Here is a 20,365-nt window from a genome sequence, read left to right as displayed (position 1 = left end):
GTGCCTATTAAGGGAGTGACAATATTGGAATATGTGATTGAAATGCTAGGAATCCGGAAAGAATTCGGTAATTTCGTGGCGAATAATAATATCACCCTCCAACTGAAACAAGGCGAAATCCATGCATTGCTTGGAGAGAATGGTGCGGGTAAATCGACTTTGATGAACGTCCTTTTTGGTTTGTATCAACCAGAGGGTGGCGAAATTCGCGTTCGTGGGAATGCTGTAAAAATTACAAACCCAAATGTTGCCAATGATTTAGGGATTGGTATGGTGCATCAGCACTTTATGTTGGTAGAGAATTTTACAGTAACAGAAAATATTATTTTAGGCTCCGAGCCAACTAAAATGGGTATTGTCAATATAAAAGATGCATCTAAAAAAGTACAAGCCCTTTCTGAGAAATATGGCTTGGATGTAGATCCTAATGCCAAAATTGAAGATATCACTGTTGGTATGCAACAACGTGTTGAAATATTAAAAACATTATACCGTGGTGCAGAAATTTTAATTTTTGATGAACCAACAGCCTCTTTAACACCACAAGAGATTACGGAATTAATTCAAATTATGCGTCGTCTTATTGCTGAGGGGAAATCTATTATTTTGATTACCCACAAGCTAAAAGAAATTATGGAAGTGTCCGATCGTGTAACAATTATCCGTAAAGGTGAAGGAATTGGCACTGTTGTAACCGCTGACACAAATCCTGATCAGCTAGCTGAAATGATGGTTGGCCGACAAGTTGAATTTAAAACAGAAAAAACGGATGCAAATCCAACTGATGAAGTACTTGCTATCCATGACTTAGTCGTAACGGATTACCGTAATATTGATAAGGTAAAAGGTCTGAACTTAAAGGTTCGCAAGGGTGAAATCGTCGGTATAGCAGGTATAGATGGAAATGGTCAATCAGAATTGATCGAGGCGATTACAGGTCTTCGTAAAATTAAAAGTGGTACTGTTGAACTGAATGGTAAAAATATTACAAATTTGAAGCCTCGTAGTATAACAGAAGAAGGCGTTGGGCATATTCCGCAAGACCGTCATAAGCATGGTTTAGTACTAGATTTCCCGATTGGTCATAATATTGCGCTACAAACGTATTACCAATCTCCTATAGCTAAAGGCTTTGTAATGGACTATAAAAAAGTGTCGGAGAAAGCCAATCAAATTATTAAAGAATACGACGTACGTACAGGTAATGGTGAAATGACACCTGCTCGTGCATTATCTGGTGGTAACCAACAAAAGGCTATTATTGGTCGTGAAATTGATCGTAATCCAGATTTATTAATTGCCGCTCTACCAACACGAGGTCTTGACGTAGGGGCGATTGAATTTATTCACTCGCGTCTTATTGAGCAACGTGATAAAGGGAAAGCTGTTCTGTTAATTTCCTTTGAATTAGATGAGGTTATGAATGTATCGGATCGCATTGCCGTTATTTATGATGGTCAAATTGTGGACGAATTAAATCCTAAAGAAACAACAGAACAAGAGCTTGGATTATTAATGGCAGGTCAAAGTAAAAAAAATAACAAGCATGATGCGAAGGAGGGGAACGACTAATGTCAAATCGTGTCATTAATATACTCGTTCCTATCATCTCTATCATTATCGGTTTAATTGTAGGGGCTATCGTCATGATAGTCAGTGGCTATGACCCAGTACAAGGTTATATCGCTCTTTGGACAGGTATTTTTGGAGATTCATATTCAATAGGGAACACAATTCGTCAAATTACACCATATATATTAGCAGGACTTGCAGTAGCATTCGCCTTCCGTACAGGGCTGTTTAATATTGGTGTTGAAGGTCAGCTTATTTTAGGTTGGTTAGCAGCAGCTTGGGTAGGTTATGCATTTGAGCTACCTAAAGTTATACACTTACCTTTGGCGTTACTTGCAGCAGCAGCAGCAGGTGCATTTTGGGCCTTTATTGCAGGTTTCTTAAAAGCGAAATTTAAAGTGCATGAAGTAATTGCGACAATTATGCTTAACTATACTGCGTTATATATTGCAAACGCGGTCATTAAAAAATTGTCAGATGGTAGCTTTAAAACAGAACGTATCCATGAATCAGCTTCATTACGTTCTCCGTTTTTAAGAGAGCTTACAGACAACTCAAGTCTTCACTATGGGATCATTGTTGCACTATTAATGGTTGTTGTTATGTGGTTCATTTTAGAAAAAACAACGCGTGGATATGAGCTGAAAGCTGTAGGGTTCAACAAAAACGCTGCAGATTATGCTGGTATGAGCGTTAACAAAAACATTATTTTAGCCATGACTATTTCAGGTATGTTTGCAGGTCTTGGCGGAGCGATGGAAGCTCTAGGTACATTCCAAAACGCATCCATTAAACCTGGCTTCACTGGAATTGGTTTCGATGGTATCGCCGTAGCCTTACTTGGTGCAAATACACCGCTTGGCGTAGTATTCGGGGCATCACTCTTTGGTTCATTAAAATATGGTGCTTTAAATATGCCAAATGCTGCTGGTATACCGGAAGAAATTGTATCGATTATCATCGCGTTAATTATCTTCTTCGTAGCATCAGGCTATATTATTCGAGTAGGCTTACAGAAGCTGAGCAAGAAAAAGGAGGGACAATAACATGAGCTTTTTAGAAATGTTATATTTCATCATCCCTTCAGCGATTCTATATGCAACACCCTTGATTTTTACAGCCATCGGTGGGGTATTCTCTGAACGCTCTGGTGTTGTCAACATCGGGCTAGAGGGCTTAATGATTGTTGGTGCTTTTGTTGGTATATTTATCAATTTAGAATTTGCTTCATCATTAGGTGCGGCAACTGTTTGGGTAGCAATGCTAGCGGCTGTTGTAATTGGTGCGATTTTCTCACTTTTCCATGCCGTTGCTTCTATTTCATTCCGTGCCGATCAAACAGTATCAGGGGTAGCTATTAACTTATTAGGCTTAGCTGCTACTGTATTCTTAGTAAAAATGATTTATGATAAAGGTCAAACAGATATGATTGACCAACCGATTCGCCGTTTTGGTATTCCTTATTTAGAGGACATTCCATTCTTTGGCCGTTTATTGTTCCATGATGTTTACAGTACGTCTATTCTGGCGTTTGTGGTAGCATTTGGTGCTTGGTTTATTATTTATAAAACACCATTTGGCTTACGCCTTCGCGCTGTAGGTGAACACCCAATGGCGGCAGATACAATGGGAATTAACGTCAATAAAATGCGTTATATTGCTGTTATGATTTCTGGAGCTCTAGGTGGACTTGGTGGTGCTGTCTATGCACAAACAATTACGCACGACTTCTCACATGCGACAATTGCTGGTCAAGGTTTCATGGCGATTGCTGCCATGATTTTCGGGAAATGGCATCCAATTGGCGCGCTAGGTGCAGCCCTATTCTTCGGTTTAGCACAAACATTAAGTATTGCAGGGAACCAAATTCCATTCATTGAAAATGTTCCAGCCGTTTATCTACAAATCTTACCGTATGTATTAACAATCCTTGCTTTAGCAGGCTTTATTGGTAAAGCGAATGCTCCTAAGGCAAGTGGTCAACCATATATTAAAGGTAAGCGTTAAAATAAGTCATGATCAAAGACTGAGTGAAATATGCTCAGTCTTTTTTTTTCATGTTGAATTCATATAATTTATAATTTTTCCCATACATACTTTGGATTCTTTTTGCAATTATAGACAGTAGACATGTATAGTATGTGTAGTACATCGTTATATTAAGAAGGATAGGAGGGTTTCATATGTTTAAAACTATACCTTTTGCCAAAGGTGTCAATTTGCATATCCGACAAACGACCCAATTTAAAACCGTAAATTTTTCAATTAAATGGAGAAGAGCATTAACAGCTAAAAGTGCATCGGAACGTACTGTGTTAACCAATGTACTGCAGCATAGTAATGCTAAATATAAAACAACTGCTGCTTTCAGAAGCTTCTTAGATGATCTATATGGCACTGTTTTATATTTTGATACGTCTAAACGAGGTAATGAACATACAGTGCTTATGAATGTGGAGACGGTAAATGATCATTATTTAGCAAATACAAGTGTGTTAAATGACATGCTTGGTTTATTGCACACGGCTATTTTTGAGCCAAATTTAGAAAATGGAGTTTTTAAGGAATCCATTGTGGAACGTGAAAAGAAGACAGTTATACAACGTATTGAATCTATTTTTGATGATAAATCTCGCTTTGCACAATTCCGCTTACAACAAATCCTAAGACCAAACGAACCAGCATCTATTTCGGCAAATGGTAGTGTTGAGGAAATTCAAAAAATTACCCCTTCCTCCTTATTTGAGGCTTATCAATCGATGCTAGCTAACGATAAAATAGATATTTATGTTGCTGGGGATATTAATGAAGAGGAAATTGTAGCGAAATTAAAAAAAGCGCTACCATTTAATGATCGTACACCTGAGGAAGTACCAGCTGTTCTTCCGCAACAACATCCTCAAAACGATTATGTTCGAGAACAGCATGAGATGAAGCAAGGGAAGCTTCACATTGGCTTTAGTACGCCAGTAAGATTTGGTAGTCCGGACTTTGCTAAAATGCAGATTTTTAATGGTATTTTCGGCGGCTATCCACACGCTAAATTGTTTATGAATGTTCGTGAAAAAGAAAGTTTGGCTTATTATGCTTCTAGCTCCTATGCTTCTCATTATGGTCTCGTATTTGTAGTTTCTGGTATCGAGGCTAAAAATGAGGAAAAGGCGTTATCACTAATTAAAGAACAGCTTGCGACATTGCAATCTGGCAACATTACTGATTTAGAGCTAGAACAAACAAAAGCAATGCTCACGAATCAATTAAAAGAGTCCTTGGATTCTGCCCGTGGACAAATTGAAATTTTTGATCAATATAAAGATTTACCAGAGGAATTCTCTGTGGAATCTTGGGCTAATAAGTGGAAAGCTGTGACGAAGGAAGATGTTATGGATATGGCGAAGCAAGTGCAGCTTGAAGCGGTCTATTTCTTATGTGGAAAGGAGCAAGCCGCACAATGAAAACAATTGAATTTAAGCAATTAGATGAAACTCTTTATTATGAAAAGCTTGAAAATGGATTAGATGTATATATCTTGCCGAAAAAAGGTTTTTCTAAAACATTTGTTACATTTACAACGAAGTACGGTTCTATTGATCGCACTTTTGTACCAATAGGTCAAACAGAAAGCATTACTGTGCCAGATGGAATTGCTCACTTCTTAGAGCATAAAATGTTCGAAAAAGAAGATGGCGACGTCTTCCAAAAGTTCAGTGAATATGGAGCTTCCGCTAACGCCTTTACATCATTTACGCGTACGGCATACTTATTCTCTTCAACTGATAATATTTACAAAAGTACCGAAACATTATTGAATTTTGTGCAAGAGCCTTACTTTACGGAAGCGACTGTCAACAAAGAAAAAGGAATTATTGGGCAAGAAATTACCATGTATGATGATCAACCAGATTGGCGCCTATATTTTGGCACGATTGAAAATATGTATCATCATCACCCAGTAAAAATTGATATTGCTGGTACAATTGAATCGATTGATGGCATTACGGCCGATCATTTATATACGTGCTACAATACATTTTATCACCCATCTAATATGCTATTATTTGTGATTGGTGCAGTGGACCCTGAGGAAATGATGACTTTTATTCGTGATAATCAAGGAAAAAAAGAGTTCTCAGAACCGGTATCCATTCAACGTTTCTTTGATGAAGAACCAACAGAGGTAGCGATAAATGAACGGACATTAAACATGGATGTACAAAAGCCTAAAGTTTATGTTGGATTGAAGGCAAAAGAAACCAATTTGTCAGGGCGAGAAATGTTAAAGCATGAGCTATCTGTTCAAATTGCACTAGAACTTATTTTTGGACGTACATCTAATTTTTATGAACGTGTTTACGAGGAAGGTTTAATTGATGAAACGTATGCATTTGATTTTACATTAGAAAATGGTTTTGGATTTGCTATGATCGGTTCTGATTCATCAGAGCCTGATAAATTAACTTCTGTAATAAAAGAAGAATTGGCTAAATTTGAAGGGAATTCACACTTTGAAGGTGCTGATTTAGAACGTATTAAACGTAAAAAAATTGGTTTCTTCTTACGCGCTTTGAATTCTATTGAGTTTATCGCCAATCAATTTACTCGTTACTCCTTTAATGACATGAATTTATTTGATGTTGTCCCGGTTCTTGAGGAATTAACAGTTGATGATTTATATAAAGCATTTGCCTCAGTACAAGGTGAATCTCAACAAACCGTGTTTAAAATTTTACCAAGTAAGCAGGATGCCTAGTGAAAAAGTTTGCTCTTGTACTAGGTGCTTCAGGTGAGATTGGTCACGCTATTTGTCATTGCTTAGCAGAAGAAGGCTGGTCCATCTATTTACATTATTCAACTAATAAAAATGCTGCAGAAACTTTATGTCATACACTTTCTAAAACTTTCCCTGCGCAAGAATTTATGCTTGTACAGGGGGATTTTTCAATTGAAACAGGAGCAGAAATGGTAGCCGCACAGATTTTTAATGTGCAGGCTATTATTTTCGCAAATGGACAAGCGCATTATTCGCTGCTAGAGGATACAACAGTAAAAGATATGGACGCACTATGGCGAGTCCATGTTCAAAATCCGATGAGGCTGACCGCTTTACTATCTGAAAAGCTTCGTCAGCATGATGTCAGCTATGTTTTATTTATAGGCTCTATATGGGGCGAAGCTGGGTCAGCTGGTGAGGCGCTGTACGCAACGGTAAAAGGAGCACAACATGCATTTGTTAAATCCTATGCAAAGGAAGCGGCATTATCTCGTATTCGAGTAAATGCCATTGCTCCTGGCTTCATTAATACATCCATGAACAGTCATTTAAGTAAAGAGGAGCTTAATTATATATTGGAGGATATTCCTTTAGGGTCAATTGGGCAAACAAAAGACGTAGCTGAGATGGTTCGCTTTTATTTATCTGGGAAAGCCGATTATGTAACTGGACAAATCATTCGATTAAATGGTGGCTGGTACATATAATATTCTTTTTTACACATACTACATGTGTAAAGGAGGAGGAACATATGACCATTTTAGAAAACTGGCAAAAATGGACATCGTTTTTAGGACAAAACGTTATGCAAGCTGAATCAAGTGGTATGCCTAAGAAAATGATTCAAGCAGCTGCTGTCCAAATTGGTGAATATTTAGCTTCAAATGTAGATCCTAAAAACGAGCAAGAGCGAGTGCTATCAGATTTATGGGGCGTTGCCTCTGAAGATGAAAAGCATGCTTTGGCGAATTGTGTCGTTAAGCTTGTCCAAAATAAGCACGTGCAATAAAAAAAGAGGAGAGCTTATCTCCTCTTTTTTCTATATAAAAAATTTATTTTTTAGTGAAAACGGGAACGTATGTAAGCCTTATTTCTATGCATTCAAAAAAATTAGTAAGTTTTTAAAAATAACGCCGTAATTCCATGTATTCTAACTTTCCATTACATAAAAAATCAGCTATGATGGAACTTATAAAGGATTTTTTACGTTAACTAATAGGAAGGGAACGAGTGTGTTGAGCGATTGGTACTTTGAATATGAGATTCAGGTGAATCGCCCTGGATTATTAGGAGATATTGCTTCACTTTTAGGGATGCTACGTGTCAATATTATTTCAATTAATGGTGTCGATGAGGATCGACGTGGTATGTTAGTGCATACAGACAATGATGAGGCAATTGAACGTTTTCGTACAATTGTTTCGACAATGGAACATATTAACGTGACCAAATTTCGACAACCGAAACTTCGAGACCGCTTAGCTATTAGACACGGTCGTTATATTCCTCGAGATGCAGATGAAAAAAACACTTTCCACTTTGTAAGAGATGAACTTGGTATTTTAGTCGATTTTATGGCCGAACTCTTTAAAAAAGAGGGACATAAGCTGATTGGTATTCGTGGCATGCCACGCGTTGGTAAAACGGAGTCTATAGTAGCAGCAAGTGTTTGTGCCAATAAAAAGTGGATTTTTCTATCATCCACAATGATAAAACAAACCGTTCGTAATAAACTAGTGGGGGATGAATTTAGTCGTAATAATATTTTTATTTTAGATGGTATTGTGACTCGTCGCTCTTCTGATGAGCGACATCTACAATTAGTGCGTGAAATGATGAATATGCCATGCATTAAAGTTGTAGAGCATCCTGATATGTTTGTTCAGCATTCCGAATATAAAATAGAGGATTTTGATTATATTATTGAATTACGTCATCACACAGATGAAGAAATTACTTATGAAATAATGGAAAAAAATCATATGTCCGAATCCGATTCATTTGGTGGATTTAATTTTTAATTTGATGTTAAAGTAGGTGTTATTAGTGGCAGAATTAGGGACTCGACTGAAAGAGGCGAGACTGTCTAAAGGCTACAGCTTAGACGATTTACAAGAAATAACGAAAATTCAAAAGCGTTATTTAGTAGGAATTGAAGAGGGCAATTATTCCATTATGCCTGGCTCGTTTTATGTACGAGCTTTTATTAAACAATATGCAGATGCTGTTGGTTTAAATGCGGAAGAAATTTTAGAGACTTATAAAAAAGAACTACCGAGTACTCCAAATGATCAAGTAAGTCAATCCATAACGAATAGTCCAAGCAGAAGAAAGGTCACAAAAGGCCCTTCCAATAAAATGATGGAGGCAATGCCAAAAATCATTGTTGGGTTATTTATTGTTGTGATCATCGTGGTAATATGGGTGCTATGGCAATCCAAAAACAGTCCAGGGACAAGCGAGGGCAACACAACATCCCCTGAAATTGAATATGATACAAATGCCAAGCCTATCGATAGTGCCAAAGATAAGAAAGAAAAAGAAGAAAAAGATGCTCTGAAAAATGACCAAAAAGATACAGACTCTAAAGAAGAAACACCAACTGATGAAGATCAAACTGATCAAACTGAAGAGATCAAGCAAACCATTTCCGCAGGTACTGTTGAAGCAGATGGAGAAACAACTTCTTACACGTTAACAGGTACAGATACATTGAAACTTAAAATCGAAGTTTCAGGTCCTACATTTGTTGGTATTCGTAATCAGCAGCAACAAGAATTATTAACGGATACTCGTGTTTATAATGCTGGTGAAGTGGTAGAATTCGACGCGACGACTGAAAATTATGTTCGTATCCGTCTTGGTAATTCTACGCAAGCTAAAATCTATATTAATGACGAGCTTCTCACGTATGCACAGCAAGTTGTAACTCAAAATATCGTCATCAATTTCAATAAAGAACAGTAGTCATCATGTGATGACTACTTTCTTTCATCATGAAAGGTGTTAGAAAAATGAACATACCAAATAAAATTACCATCTCACGAATCTTACTTATTCCATTTTTTGTCATTGTTATGATGTTTGATTTTGGCTGGGGAACATTGACTCTATTTGGGGCAGAGATGCCAATCCATCATTTTATAGGTGCACTTATTTTTATTTTAGCTTCGACAACTGATTGGGTAGATGGTTATTATGCACGTAAGTATAATCTTGTGACTACATTTGGGAAATTTTTAGATCCCTTAGCTGATAAATTACTTGTGTCAGCAGCCTTCATTTTAATGGTAGAGCTTGATATGGCACCAGCCTGGGTGATCATCATTATTATTAGCCGTGAATTCGCTGTTACGGGTTTACGCCTTATTTTAGCAGGTGGCGGAGAGGTCGTTGCCGCCAATCAGCTTGGCAAAATTAAAACTTGGGCACAAATTGTAGCAATCGCTGCGGCTCTTTTACACAACACAATTTTTATACTCATTGGTATTCCTTTTGATATGATTATGCTATATGTAGCATTGTTCTTTACGCTATGGTCTGGGTGGGATTACTTCTACCTTAATCGACGTGTTTTACTTGAGTCTAAATAAGAAAGGTCTTGTGAATCATGAATGCTGAAATTCTTGCGGTTGGCTCAGAGCTATTATTAGGTCAAATTACGAATACGAATGCGAGATTTATCTCGAACCAGTTATCCGAGCTAGGCATTAATGTTTTTTACCATACAGTAGTTGGTGATAATGCAAAACGTTTAGAACAAGCTATTGAAGTGGCAGAATCTCGTGCAGATTTAATTATATTTTCGGGAGGACTAGGACCTACGAAAGATGATTTAACAAAAGAAACAATTGCACGCCATCTCGGTGTTTCTCTAGAATTTGATGAAGTTGCATTAACATATATTGAGCAGTTTTTTGCCAAGCGAGGACGTCCTATGACGGAGAATAACCGGAAACAGGCTTTAATTCTAGCTGGAAGCGAAATATTAGCCAATTATCACGGAATGGCACCTGGTATGATTTTTAAAAATAATAATCGTACGTATATTTTACTCCCAGGGCCACCAAAAGAGCTTGAGCCTATGTTTCAATTTGAGGCGAAACCTAAGCTTGCTGCGATGCTTAATGATGGAGGGATCATTGCCTCTCATGTGATGCGTTTTTATGGGATTGGTGAGGCCGAACTTGAAGTCCAGGTACAGGATATTTTAGATGCCCAAACAAATCCAACTGTCGCTCCACTTGCGTCGGATGGTGAGGTAACATTACGCGTAACAGCTAAAGCAGAAACCGAACAGCAAGCCCAACAACTTATTGCCGCCAAAGTAGCAGAGATACAAGCCCTTGTTGGTGACTATCAATATGGTGTGGATGATGACTCACTTGTTTCAAAGACAGTTGAAATGCTAGTAGACAATAATCTAACTATTTCTGCTGCGGAAAGTTTAACGGCAGGGTTGTTTCAATCAGAGCTTGCGGAAATTCCAGGGGTAGGGAACGCACTCATTGGTGGTGTAGTGACCTATGCGGCAGAAGCAAAAGTAAAGCATCTTGGTATTTCACAAGAATTAATAGATACACACGGCGTTGTGAGCGGTGAATGTGCTGCTGCAATGGCAAGTGCAATTCGAAAACAATTTGGGACAAATATCGGCATTGGGTTAACAGGAGAAGCAGGGCCTACAGCACATGACCATCAGCCAGTAGGAACGGTTTGGATTGGTATTGCCATCAATGATGAGGAGCCACTTACATACTTACTTCATTTATCTGGTATGCGTAATACAAATCGACTCCGTGCAGTGAAATTTACATGCCATTATTTAATGCAGCGTTTGGAAGAACGCGGCTATACAAAACGATATTAATATAGAGTGAAAAATAGGAATTTGGGTAGAGGAAAACTATCCAAATTTTTATTTTGTAGAAAAAACGAATAAATGTTCGCTTTTTTCTTGCGTGTTTTCTCAAAAACAAGTATAGTAGAGATAGACAAAAACAGTGAACAGTTTTCGAAGGAGGAAAATGAATGAGTGATCGTAAAGCAGCCTTAGAACAGGCTTTAAAACAAATTGAAAAGAATTTTGGTAAAGGTTCAATCATGAAACTCGGTGAAAAAACCGACTTAGAAATTGCGACATCCTCAAGTGGATCATTAGCACTTGACGCGGCATTAGGCGTAGGTGGCTATCCACGTGGACGTATTATTGAAGTATATGGTCCTGAATCATCAGGTAAAACAACAGTTGCTTTACATGCTATTGCTGAAGTACAAGCAAGAGGTGGACAAGCAGCATTTATCGATGCAGAACATGCATTGGACCCAATCTATGCTCAAAAATTGGGTGTCAACATTGATGAGTTATTATTATCACAGCCAGATACAGGGGAACAAGCACTTGAAATCGCAGAAGCACTAGTTCGTAGTGGTGCAATTGATATCATTGTTATTGACTCCGTTGCTGCCTTAGTGCCAAAAGCTGAAATTGAAGGGGATATGGGTGATTCTCATGTCGGCTTACAAGCCCGCTTAATGTCACAGGCATTACGTAAACTTTCAGGTTCTATTAACAAATCAAAAACGATTGCTATTTTCATTAACCAAATTCGTGAAAAAATCGGGGTAATGTTCGGAAATCCGGAAACAACACCAGGTGGTCGTGCCCTTAAATTCTACAGTTCTGTACGTTTAGAAGTTCGCCGTGCAGAAGCTATTAAGCAAGGTAATGATATTGTTGGTAACCGTACGAAAATTAAAATTGTGAAAAATAAAGTAGCGCCGCCTTTCCGTACAGCTGAAGTTGATATTATGTATGGAGAAGGAATTTCTAAAGAAGGCGAAACAGTTGATTTAGGTGTAGAATTAGACATCGTGCAAAAAAGTGGATCTTGGTATGCATATGGCGATGAGCGTCTAGGTCAAGGACGAGAAAATGCAAAACAATATTTAAAAGAAAACACTGCTGTTTTGGAAGAAATCTCAAACAAAATTCGATCTTCTTATGGTATTGCTGCTAATTCTTATACAATTGCTGCACATGAAGAAGACGAGATGGATGAAGAATTAATGTCACTTCTTGATGAAGAATAATCAAACGATTGCATTGTTCCCAATTTATTACGGGAACAATGCTTTTTTTGTCTATAATCTAAAATTTTTACACATAATAAGATAGAAGCTATATGCCTCAGAAATTATTTCTTATGTACTGGGTTAATGTAAAAGGTGTAAAAGGAGAATTTTTTTCTAGTATAAAAGTAACAGGGAAAAAATTCACTGAATGGATAGGACTTACTTTTTTTCTTCTCAAAGGGCGAACAGGTGCCCGACTATCCTTGACAGAGCTGATGGCTAGCTATACAATTAAATATGTATAATTTCTGAATTATGACTTTAAATAGGCAGTACATTTTATCTTCATTTAGCAAAAGTTTTATAGTTACATGTCCTTTTCGAAGGATGTCAAAACGCCTACTGAATGCAGATAATACCTTTGGCCAATTAAACAAGTTTTGTATGAAGACTAACAAATTATTGCGCAATTTGCCAAGGCGACATAGATGTATGCGCCGACTGAAACTGTAATACCCAAATAGCAAGAGGAGGTGTTCATATGGATGGAATTACTATCATCTCCGCTTTGCTTGGACTCATCGTTGGTGCCGCTGTTAGCTATATCTACATGAAAAAAGTGAATGACTCAAAAATCACTGGTGCTAAACATGTCGCTGAAACAATCGTTGAAGAAGGAAAACGAGAAGCGGAGGCATTAAAGAAAGAAGCACTACTTGAAGCCAAAGATGAAACTCACAAATTTCGTACTGAAGCCGAAAATGACATTCGTGAACGTCGTTTAGAACTTCAAAAACAAGAGAACCGTTTATTGCAAAGAGAAGAGAATCTTGATCGCAAGGATGATGCTCTAAATAAGAGAGAAGCAAGCTTAGAGCGTAAAGAACAAGCTCTAGCTGAAAGACAACAGCATATTGAACAGATGGAGAGCAAAGTGGACGAGCTCGTTGCATCACAAAAAACAGAGCTAGAACGTATTTCTGCTTTAACTAGAGAAGAAGCAAAATCAATTATCTTAAATGAAGTAGAAAAAGAGCTAGCAACTGATATAGCTGTGATGACAAAGGAAGCTGAAACACGTGCAAAAGAAGACTCAGATAAAAAGGCGCGTGAAATCTTATCATTGGCACTACAACGATTTGCAGCAGATCATGTAGCTGAAACAACCGTATCTGTTGTAAACTTGCCAAATGATGAAATGAAAGGTCGAATCATTGGTCGTGAGGGCCGTAATATTCGTACATTGGAAACGTTAACAGGCATTGATTTAATTATTGATGATACTCCAGAAGCGGTTATTTTATCAGGCTTTGATCCAATCCGTCGTGAAACGGCTCGACTTGCACTTGAAAAACTTGTACAGGATGGCCGCATTCACCCAGCACGTATTGAAGAAATGGTGGAAAAATCTCGCCGTGAAGTGGACGAACAAATCCGCGAAACTGGTGAGCAAACTACATTTGAAATTGGCATTCATAACTTACATCCAGATTTAATGAAAATTTTAGGCCGCATGAAATATCGTACAAGCTATGGACAAAACGTCCTAAAACATTCAATTGAAGTCGCGCATTTGGCAGGTTTACTGGCAGCTGAATTAGGTGAAGATGTGGCGTTAGCTCGTCGCGCAGGCCTATTACATGATATTGGTAAAGCCATTGACCATGAAGTAGAAGGTAGCCATGTTGAGATTGGCGTGGAATTAGCAACAAAATACAAAGAACATCCAGTCGTTATTAATAGTATTGCTTCGCATCATGGTGATACAGAAGCAACGTCTGTGATCGCGGTATTAGTCGCGGCAGCTGACGCTTTGTCAGCAGCTCGTCCAGGTGCACGAAGTGAAACACTTGAAAACTATATCCGCAGACTTGAAAAATTAGAGGAAATTTCAGAAAGCTATGATGGCGTAGAGAAATCTTATGCAATTCAAGCTGGACGTGAAATCCGAATAATCGTACAACCTGAAAAAATTGATGATTTAGCTTCTCATCGTCTTGCTCGTGATATTCGCAAACGTATTGAGGAAGAATTAGATTATCCAGGTCATATAAAAGTAACAGTCATTCGCGAAACTCGTGCCGTTGAGTACGCGAAATAATATTGAAAGTTAGAGGTTTCTCTAGATTCATTTCTAGAGAGCCTCTTTTTTAATTTAGCCAGAGTCATGTTTGAGGAGCATCCATCATAAAAAAGAAAAAGGCTAGATTTTCTGCAGATGGATTAAAGAGGAAAGTTGTGATCAAAATGATAGATCTTCATGCCCATATATTATTTGATGTGGATGATGGGCCAAAAGACAAAACAGAATCCTTAAACATGTTGGAGCAAGCTGCACGTGAGGGGATAACAGATATTGTCTGTACCTCACATGCTATGCATCCACAATATCATGTCCAATACAGCAAGGTTCAAGCGCTAGTACATGATTTACAACAGCTACTGCTACAAAACCAAATTCCAATCACCCTCCACACAGGACACGAAGTTCGTTTAAATGATGAGCTTTTGGCACATCTTCAGCAGAAGCACCTCCATACATTAGCCCACACTAACTATATTCTATTAGAACTTCCTTCAAATACGATTCCTGCCTATACGAAAGAGATGATTAGACATTTAAAATGTGCTGGATATACACCAATTTTGGCACACCCTGAACGAAATCTTGCCATTAGAGAAAATCCAAAAAGACTCGATGTCCTTATCCAAGAAGGTGCGTTTACACAAATAACGACAGGTAGTTTAACAGGTTTGTTTGGTAAGGAGGTACAGCGTTTATCATTAGCTTTAGTAAGAGCAAATTACATTCATACGATAGGCTCTGACACCCATAATGTAAGTACAAGAAAATTCTGCTACCAAGAGGCACTCCAATATCTAGAGAAAAAGAATGAAATAGAGATGGTTGAGCGGCTCCTCATGAATAATGCAAATGTTTTAGCTAACAAGCCTATCATGCGATTTGAACTAGAGGATCTTGTCGTGAAGAAGCGATGGCTTATATTTTAATCTCCTATGTAGAAATGAGTGTGAGTATAATATGAAACTATTCATCACATTAGTGTTTAGCGCACTTATTTTTATGAGCCTTATGCAGCCCGTCGATGGCATTTACCATAAAGTATCTTTAATTATTAGCCTTTTCATTATTATAATCTCTATACTTCAGCATAAAAAAATTAGTATTCAAAATGTACAAGCTAGTGTTTTTTTTAGTATGTATACGTTTTTTTGTGTCATTGCAGCTGGGGTAAACCAAGATATGAATTTATTAAAGAATAGTCTTCAATTATTTTGCATGTTTTTAGCCGTTTCTATTTTCTTTAATGATCTTGTGAAAGAGCATGTTATGCAGATTGTTGTGAATAGTGTTTTACTAGCCTACGTCCCATTTATTTGTTTATGTTTCCTACAAGCACGCTATATGTTTGGGGGCTTTGCAGGTGTATTTGAAAATCCCAATACAATGGGGTTTTCTATGATTGGATTAATGGTTGCCGTACTTATAAGGCTATATCAGCTAACCATGAAAATTTTACATGAGCGACAACAGCCAAAATTAATTTTATTATTTGTTTTTTATGCGACCATTTATTTAATTTGCTTATATATTATACTACTTTCAAATGCTCGTACTTCATTGTTAACCGCTGCACTAGTGACGATTGTAGTGATTGTTTCCAGTATTAAAAACTTGAATAAAACCTTTGTGCCATTCCTAAAGTTTAGTGCTCTTTTTGCGGCCACCGTTTTAGTTGCATTCATAGCCTTTATGAAAATGGATAGGATGCAAGATGCCATACAAAGTATTGTATTGAAAATGGAAAAAAAATCTACGAACATAACAGATGGTCGTCTTGAAATTTGGCAATATGTTTTTGAGCATGTTCAATTTTGGGGACATGGTGTGGAATCATTATGGTCTATAGGAGTATCTCATGCTCATAATACATTGATTAATATTTTACAGGAGGCAGGTTTATTGGCATTGGTTAGCTATTGCTGCTTTTTGCTAGCCATTGCCAAAGGCTATCGTCACATGAATGACCAGCTTGCCGTTTTGATGGCGTTAATTATAGTTGCGATGCTAGGGGTTTCCACATTTGAAATTCTTTATTTTAACGTGCTCCATATTCTTGCGTTTGTTGTCAGTGGTAGCTTGAGAGATACGGGCAAAAAGACAATATTGACCGAATAAGCGCTAGGCTTGTTTAATATACTTAATTAGCATTGCCGTTATCTGCCTATATTAGGAGGGATCCATTTTGTGAATGAAGAAATGACAATCCAAAGTCTAGTAAAAGTATTGCAAAAGCGCTGGTTCCTCATCCTAATACTGATGATGCTGTCGATCGGCATTGCCGTGTTCATTAGCTATTTTCTTCAAACGCCTATTTATGAGGCAGAAACTCAATTATTGGTCAATCAAAAAAGCTACGAGAATCAGCAACTAATAGGGGCACAGAATGTGGATACGGACCTTCGTTTAATAAATACGTACAATGTCATTATTAAAAGTCCTGTTATTTTAACAAAGGTCATCGATGTCCTGGCACTAGATACATCTCCAGAAACTTTAATGAAGCAAATTGAGGTTTCAAGCGCCAATAATTCCCAAGTAGTTAATATTCGAGTACAGGATGAGAATGAAGCAAGGGCTGTGAAGATAGCCAATACGATTGCAGAGATTTTTAAAGAGGAAATTCCTGTTTTAATGCATGTGGACAATATTAATATTCTCTTTATTGCCCAATCCAGTGAACATCCAGTACCGGTGAAACCAAATAAATTGCTGAACCTCCTAATAGCAGCTATTAGTGGTTTCAGTTTAGCACTCGTACTCGCCTATTTTTTAGAAACGCTTGATAGGACTATTAAAACAGAGCAGGATATCGAGGAAATATTATCATTACCAGTAATTGGGGTAGTCAGTAATATAGAATTACTCCATAGTAAAAAATCAAGAGCTAGGGGGTCCTCCTAATGCTGTTCAAAAGAAAAACAAAACGAATCCCAATGGCTCGCAAGCTGATTACCGTTTCTGATATAATGTCCATTCCCTCAGAGCAATATCGTACCATTCGCGCGAATATTAAATTTTCACAACCCAATCAAGATGTCAAAACTATTCTAGTAACCTCCTCTATCGCTGGTGAAGGAAAATCGACAAATGCCGCGAATATCGGAGTTGTATTTTCACAGGAAGGGAAACGTGTCCTCATTATTGATGCTGATATGCGTAAGCCTACACTTCATCATACATTTTATCTTGATAATATATTTGGCTTATCATCTGTGTTATCACGCCAAGCAACCTTACAAGAGGTGATTCAAGAAACCTTTGTAGAAGGTGTGGATATTATTTCGAGTGGTGCTATTCCTCCTAATCCAACAGAATTATTAGCCTCTGAAACAATGACCTTCTTGCTGCACGAAGTGAAAGAACAATACGATATTGTGATGATTGATGCCCCACCACTGCTTTTTTTATCGGATGCACAAATTTTATCGAATAAATGTGATGGTACTCTTTTAGTTGTTAATACGGGGACTGTAGGAAAAGCAGCTGTCGTAAAGTCAAAATCCATCTTAACCATTTCCAAGGCCAATATATTAGGTGTCATCTTGAATAATTATAAAATGAAGGGCAGTACGTACGAACAGTATTATGGAAAGGAATAAAATGGAGAATGACAGTGAAAAAGATTTTGCATATTATCCCCACCACTGATTTTGGTGGTATAACGACCATGATCGTAGATACTTGGTTGAATGTTAATAAATCGTTGTATCATTTTGATTTTGTGTCATTTAATAAAGGTACTTACCATGATATTCTCTTACAGCAAGGTTCGAAAATATTTTACGAAACGTATATTACGGAGCAAGGCCCACTTTCATATATGCGGAACATTTACCGGATCATCAAACAATATCAATATGATGCCGTTCATGATCATACAGGCTACCGTGCAGTTTTTACCATGCTAGCAGCTCGTTTGGCTGGTGTATCATGCCGTGTATTACATAGCCATACGAATGTTGCTGAAGAATGGAACAATAAAGCTCTGTTAGCCTTGCTGAAAAGACTGAGTGTTGGAAATGCAACAAGACTGGTAGCGTGTAGTCAAAAAGCGGGTGAGTTTTGCTTTGATAAAAAATCCTATGAGGTTGTCGCTAATCCAATCGATATGCAGAAGATAGAGCGTTTATCGTCAGCGGAGAAAAAGAGTTTAGCAGTAGGTCTAGGGATTCAAGATGGAGATTTAGTCATAGGGCATATTGGTCGTTTTGTACCTGTGAAAAATCATCCGTTTTTAATTGAGCTTGCTGCTACATTAAAGCAAAAAGGAATTCCATTCAAATTACTTTTGATAGGGGATGGCCCTTTAGAGCAGGAAGTTCGTCATCTCGTCAAGCAACGAAACGTAGAGGATTGTGTTCGATTTTTAGGCCCACGTGCGGATATTATTAAGCTCCTTCAGCTCATGGATAAGTTTATTTTACCTTCTCATTTTGAGGGCTTTGGCATTGTATTATTAGAAGCTCAAATTTGTGGTACACCAGCCATCGTTTCTTCCACACTGCCAAAAGAGGTCGATCTGAATGTTGGATTACTACAATATTTAGATCTACAGGGAGAGGTCGATCATTGGCTGCAAGCTATTTCGGAAAATAATGAAAAGATAGATCCGCAAATTATTAGAAAGAGTCTTAAAAATAAAGGTCTTGATGCACAAGAAATAGCAACTAGATTATGTGCTCTTTACACTTAGCTAGCAAATTAATTCAAAGGATGAGACTATCCAAAAGAAAATTAAAATTACTCATATCATCACTACGATAGGTCTTGGTGGAGCAGAAGCGATGCTGTATCGTCTCTTACAAAACGTCGATAGGGACTTATATGAGATAGAGGTTATTTGTCTAACAGAGATGGGAACTTATGGTGAGTTTATCGAACAGCAATTAAACATCAACGTAACTATATGTGATATGCGAAGGAGTATGGGTAGTGCCTTTATTCAATGTTATAAACGATGTCGAGAGAGTGATATTATTCAAACTTGGATGTATCATGCTAATTTTCTTGGATACATTCTTTCAAAATTACTGAAAAAGAAATTAATTTGGGGTATCCATCATAGTAATTTAAATAAGTATGACAATAAACGAAGGACAATTTTTATTGCAAAGCTTTGTGCTAAATTGTCTAAACATGTAGATGCTATTATTTCTTGTGGTCCAAAGGTGAAAGAAATCCATGAAGCGATTGGGTACAAAAATAAGCAACACCGAATTATTGTGAATGGTGTAAATACTGATTTTTATAAGCCTAGTAAAAAGCGCGAATATTATATGGAACGTTTCAACATCCTGAACCAACCTATTTTATTGCATGTTGGTAGATGGGACCCTTTAAAGGATTATGAAAATTTGCTGGCAAGTTTGAAGCGATTAAGGCAGAAACGACAAGATTTTTATATATTTTTAGTAGGCTATGAAATAGATGGCTCCAATGAGGTATTGCGGCAAATGATTGAGAACGCGCAATTAGAGCCATTCACTTTCCTATTAGGTAGTAGAGACGATATTCCACAATTAATGGCAGCAGCAGATCTATTCATTTTATCCTCCTCAGGGGAGGGGCTACCGAATGTGTTGGTAGAGGCACTTGCCAGTGGCACTTGCTGTGTGACTACAAATGTGGGGGATTGTGAATATTTAGTTGGGGGTTACGGGGAGGTTGTACCACCCAAAGATGCAATAGCTTTATCGCAGGCCATCAATAGGGCATTAAATTACGATTCAAAGCAATATGAACAAAAAGCTAGTCTTGGTCGTGCACATGTTTTAGCAAATTTTGAAATTAAGCATGTTGTGGCGCAATATCAATCTCTATATCCAGCTATTATTGATAGGAAAGACAATCCTTACTAACAG

At 37.6% G+C, this 20,365-nt stretch carries 19 protein-coding genes; all 19 read left to right on the top strand.

What is annotated here, in order from left to right; translation table 11 throughout:
- The first annotated feature begins 24 nt into the window (after window positions 1-24).
- The 19 genes from C9J29_RS00885 to C9J29_RS00795 all read left to right on the top strand — a co-directional run bounded on the left by C9J29_RS00885 (window position 25) and on the right by C9J29_RS00795 (window position 20,362).
- Entirely contained in the window at window positions 25-1,572 is a 1,548-nt protein-coding gene (locus C9J29_RS00885; RefSeq protein ID WP_043990541.1) for an ABC transporter ATP-binding protein, read from the top strand.
- Entirely contained in the window at window positions 1,572-2,618 is a 1,047-nt protein-coding gene (locus C9J29_RS00880; RefSeq protein WP_008178943.1) for an ABC transporter permease, read from the top strand. The genes C9J29_RS00885 and C9J29_RS00880 overlap by 1 nt, the downstream gene beginning before the upstream one ends.
- Before the next feature lies 1 nt (window position 2,619).
- A complete protein-coding gene (locus C9J29_RS00875) occupies window positions 2,620-3,579 on the top strand; it encodes an ABC transporter permease (protein WP_008178940.1) in 960 nt (319 codons plus the stop codon).
- A 176-nt stretch (window positions 3,580-3,755) separates the two neighbouring features.
- Window positions 3,756-5,027 carry an EF-P 5-aminopentanol modification-associated protein YfmF gene (yfmF, locus tag C9J29_RS00870; RefSeq protein WP_008178938.1) on the top strand — a complete coding sequence of 424 codons (1,272 nt, stop codon included), beginning with the start codon at window positions 3,756-3,758 and terminating at the stop codon, window positions 5,025-5,027.
- Window positions 5,024-6,322, top strand: coding sequence for an EF-P 5-aminopentanol modification-associated protein YfmH (yfmH, locus tag C9J29_RS00865; RefSeq protein WP_008178936.1), 1,299 nt, complete (start codon window positions 5,024-5,026; stop codon window positions 6,320-6,322). Before yfmF ends, yfmH begins: the two co-directional genes overlap by 4 nt.
- Window positions 6,322-7,050, top strand: a complete 729-nt coding sequence (gene ymfI, locus C9J29_RS00860) for an elongation factor P 5-aminopentanone reductase (protein WP_107921504.1) — start codon at window positions 6,322-6,324, stop codon at window positions 7,048-7,050. The genes yfmH and ymfI overlap by 1 nt, the downstream gene beginning before the upstream one ends.
- Before the next feature lie 44 nt (window positions 7,051-7,094).
- On the top strand, window positions 7,095-7,352 hold the full coding sequence (locus C9J29_RS00855) for a DUF3243 domain-containing protein (protein WP_008178933.1): 258 nt from the start codon (window positions 7,095-7,097) through the stop codon (window positions 7,350-7,352).
- A 226-nt stretch (window positions 7,353-7,578) separates the two neighbouring features.
- On the top strand, window positions 7,579-8,364 hold the full coding sequence (locus tag C9J29_RS00850; protein ID WP_008178931.1) for a DUF3388 domain-containing protein: 786 nt from the start codon (window positions 7,579-7,581) through the stop codon (window positions 8,362-8,364).
- A gap of 16 nt (window positions 8,365-8,380) precedes the next feature.
- Entirely contained in the window at window positions 8,381-9,310 is a 930-nt protein-coding gene (locus tag C9J29_RS00845) for a helix-turn-helix domain-containing protein (protein ID WP_008178929.1), read from the top strand.
- Between the two features lie 47 nt (window positions 9,311-9,357).
- Window positions 9,358-9,936: a CDP-diacylglycerol--glycerol-3-phosphate 3-phosphatidyltransferase gene (gene pgsA, locus C9J29_RS00840; RefSeq protein WP_008178927.1), complete on the top strand. Its 579-nt coding sequence runs from the start codon at window positions 9,358-9,360 to the stop codon at window positions 9,934-9,936.
- Between the two features lie 17 nt (window positions 9,937-9,953).
- Window positions 9,954-11,213, top strand: coding sequence for a competence/damage-inducible protein A (locus tag C9J29_RS00835; protein WP_008178924.1), 1,260 nt, complete (start codon window positions 9,954-9,956; stop codon window positions 11,211-11,213).
- Window positions 11,214-11,374: 161 nt separating this feature from the next.
- Complete coding sequence (gene recA / locus C9J29_RS00830) at window positions 11,375-12,436, top strand: recombinase RecA (protein WP_008178923.1); 1,062 nt, start codon at window positions 11,375-11,377, stop codon at window positions 12,434-12,436.
- Between the two features lie 523 nt (window positions 12,437-12,959).
- Window positions 12,960-14,519 (top strand): ribonuclease Y, encoded by a 1,560-nt coding sequence (gene rny / locus C9J29_RS00825; protein ID WP_008178918.1) that lies wholly within the window; start codon window positions 12,960-12,962, stop codon window positions 14,517-14,519.
- A gap of 146 nt (window positions 14,520-14,665) precedes the next feature.
- Window positions 14,666-15,430 carry a tyrosine-protein phosphatase gene (locus C9J29_RS00820; RefSeq protein ID WP_008178916.1) on the top strand — a complete coding sequence of 255 codons (765 nt, stop codon included), beginning with the start codon at window positions 14,666-14,668 and terminating at the stop codon, window positions 15,428-15,430.
- A 31-nt stretch (window positions 15,431-15,461) separates the two neighbouring features.
- Window positions 15,462-16,619, top strand: a complete 1,158-nt coding sequence (locus tag C9J29_RS00815) for an O-antigen ligase family protein (protein ID WP_090001039.1) — start codon at window positions 15,462-15,464, stop codon at window positions 16,617-16,619.
- Window positions 16,620-16,688: 69 nt separating this feature from the next.
- Window positions 16,689-17,405, top strand: coding sequence for a YveK family protein (locus C9J29_RS00810; protein ID WP_008178912.1), 717 nt, complete (start codon window positions 16,689-16,691; stop codon window positions 17,403-17,405).
- Window positions 17,405-18,103 (top strand): CpsD/CapB family tyrosine-protein kinase, encoded by a 699-nt coding sequence (locus C9J29_RS00805; RefSeq protein WP_008178910.1) that lies wholly within the window; start codon window positions 17,405-17,407, stop codon window positions 18,101-18,103. The genes C9J29_RS00810 and C9J29_RS00805 overlap by 1 nt, the downstream gene beginning before the upstream one ends.
- 8 nt (window positions 18,104-18,111) lie before the next feature.
- Complete coding sequence (locus tag C9J29_RS00800) at window positions 18,112-19,197, top strand: glycosyltransferase (RefSeq protein ID WP_008178908.1); 1,086 nt, start codon at window positions 18,112-18,114, stop codon at window positions 19,195-19,197.
- Between the two features lie 7 nt (window positions 19,198-19,204).
- The gene (locus tag C9J29_RS00795) at window positions 19,205-20,362 is read left to right on the top strand and encodes a glycosyltransferase (protein ID WP_307723773.1); all 1,158 of its coding nucleotides are present in this window, start codon (window positions 19,205-19,207) and stop codon (window positions 20,360-20,362) included.
- The last annotated feature ends 3 nt before the right edge of the window (window positions 20,363-20,365 follow it).

The organism is Lysinibacillus fusiformis, from assembly GCF_003049525.1.
Lineage (GTDB): Bacteria > Bacillota > Bacilli > Bacillales_A > Planococcaceae > Lysinibacillus > Lysinibacillus fusiformis.
The sequence above is the reverse complement of the archived record's forward strand: the minus strand, read 5'-3'. Positions and strand labels throughout refer to the sequence as shown.

What these genes read in the sequence shown, in the direction of transcription:
- C9J29_RS00880 (WP_008178943.1), top strand. Translation starts at nt 1,572, where the DNA reads ATGTCAAATCGTGTCATTAATATACTCGTTCCTATCATCTCTATCATT.
- C9J29_RS00875 (WP_008178940.1), top strand. Translation starts at nt 2,620, where the DNA reads ATGAGCTTTTTAGAAATGTTATATTTCATCATCCCTTCAGCGATTCTA.
- yfmF (WP_008178938.1), top strand. Translation starts at nt 3,756, where the DNA reads ATGTTTAAAACTATACCTTTTGCCAAAGGTGTCAATTTGCATATCCGA.
- yfmH (WP_008178936.1), top strand. Translation starts at nt 5,024, where the DNA reads ATGAAAACAATTGAATTTAAGCAATTAGATGAAACTCTTTATTATGAA.
- C9J29_RS00855 (WP_008178933.1), top strand. Translation starts at nt 7,095, where the DNA reads ATGACCATTTTAGAAAACTGGCAAAAATGGACATCGTTTTTAGGACAA.
- pgsA (WP_008178927.1), top strand. Translation starts at nt 9,358, where the DNA reads ATGAACATACCAAATAAAATTACCATCTCACGAATCTTACTTATTCCA.
- C9J29_RS00835 (WP_008178924.1), top strand. Translation starts at nt 9,954, where the DNA reads ATGAATGCTGAAATTCTTGCGGTTGGCTCAGAGCTATTATTAGGTCAA.
- recA (WP_008178923.1), top strand. Translation starts at nt 11,375, where the DNA reads ATGAGTGATCGTAAAGCAGCCTTAGAACAGGCTTTAAAACAAATTGAA.
- rny (WP_008178918.1), top strand. Translation starts at nt 12,960, where the DNA reads ATGGATGGAATTACTATCATCTCCGCTTTGCTTGGACTCATCGTTGGT.
- C9J29_RS00820 (WP_008178916.1), top strand. Translation starts at nt 14,666, where the DNA reads ATGATAGATCTTCATGCCCATATATTATTTGATGTGGATGATGGGCCA.
- C9J29_RS00815 (WP_090001039.1), top strand. Translation starts at nt 15,462, where the DNA reads ATGAAACTATTCATCACATTAGTGTTTAGCGCACTTATTTTTATGAGC.
- C9J29_RS00805 (WP_008178910.1), top strand. Translation starts at nt 17,405, where the DNA reads ATGCTGTTCAAAAGAAAAACAAAACGAATCCCAATGGCTCGCAAGCTG.
- C9J29_RS00800 (WP_008178908.1), top strand. Translation starts at nt 18,112, where the DNA reads ATGACAGTGAAAAAGATTTTGCATATTATCCCCACCACTGATTTTGGT.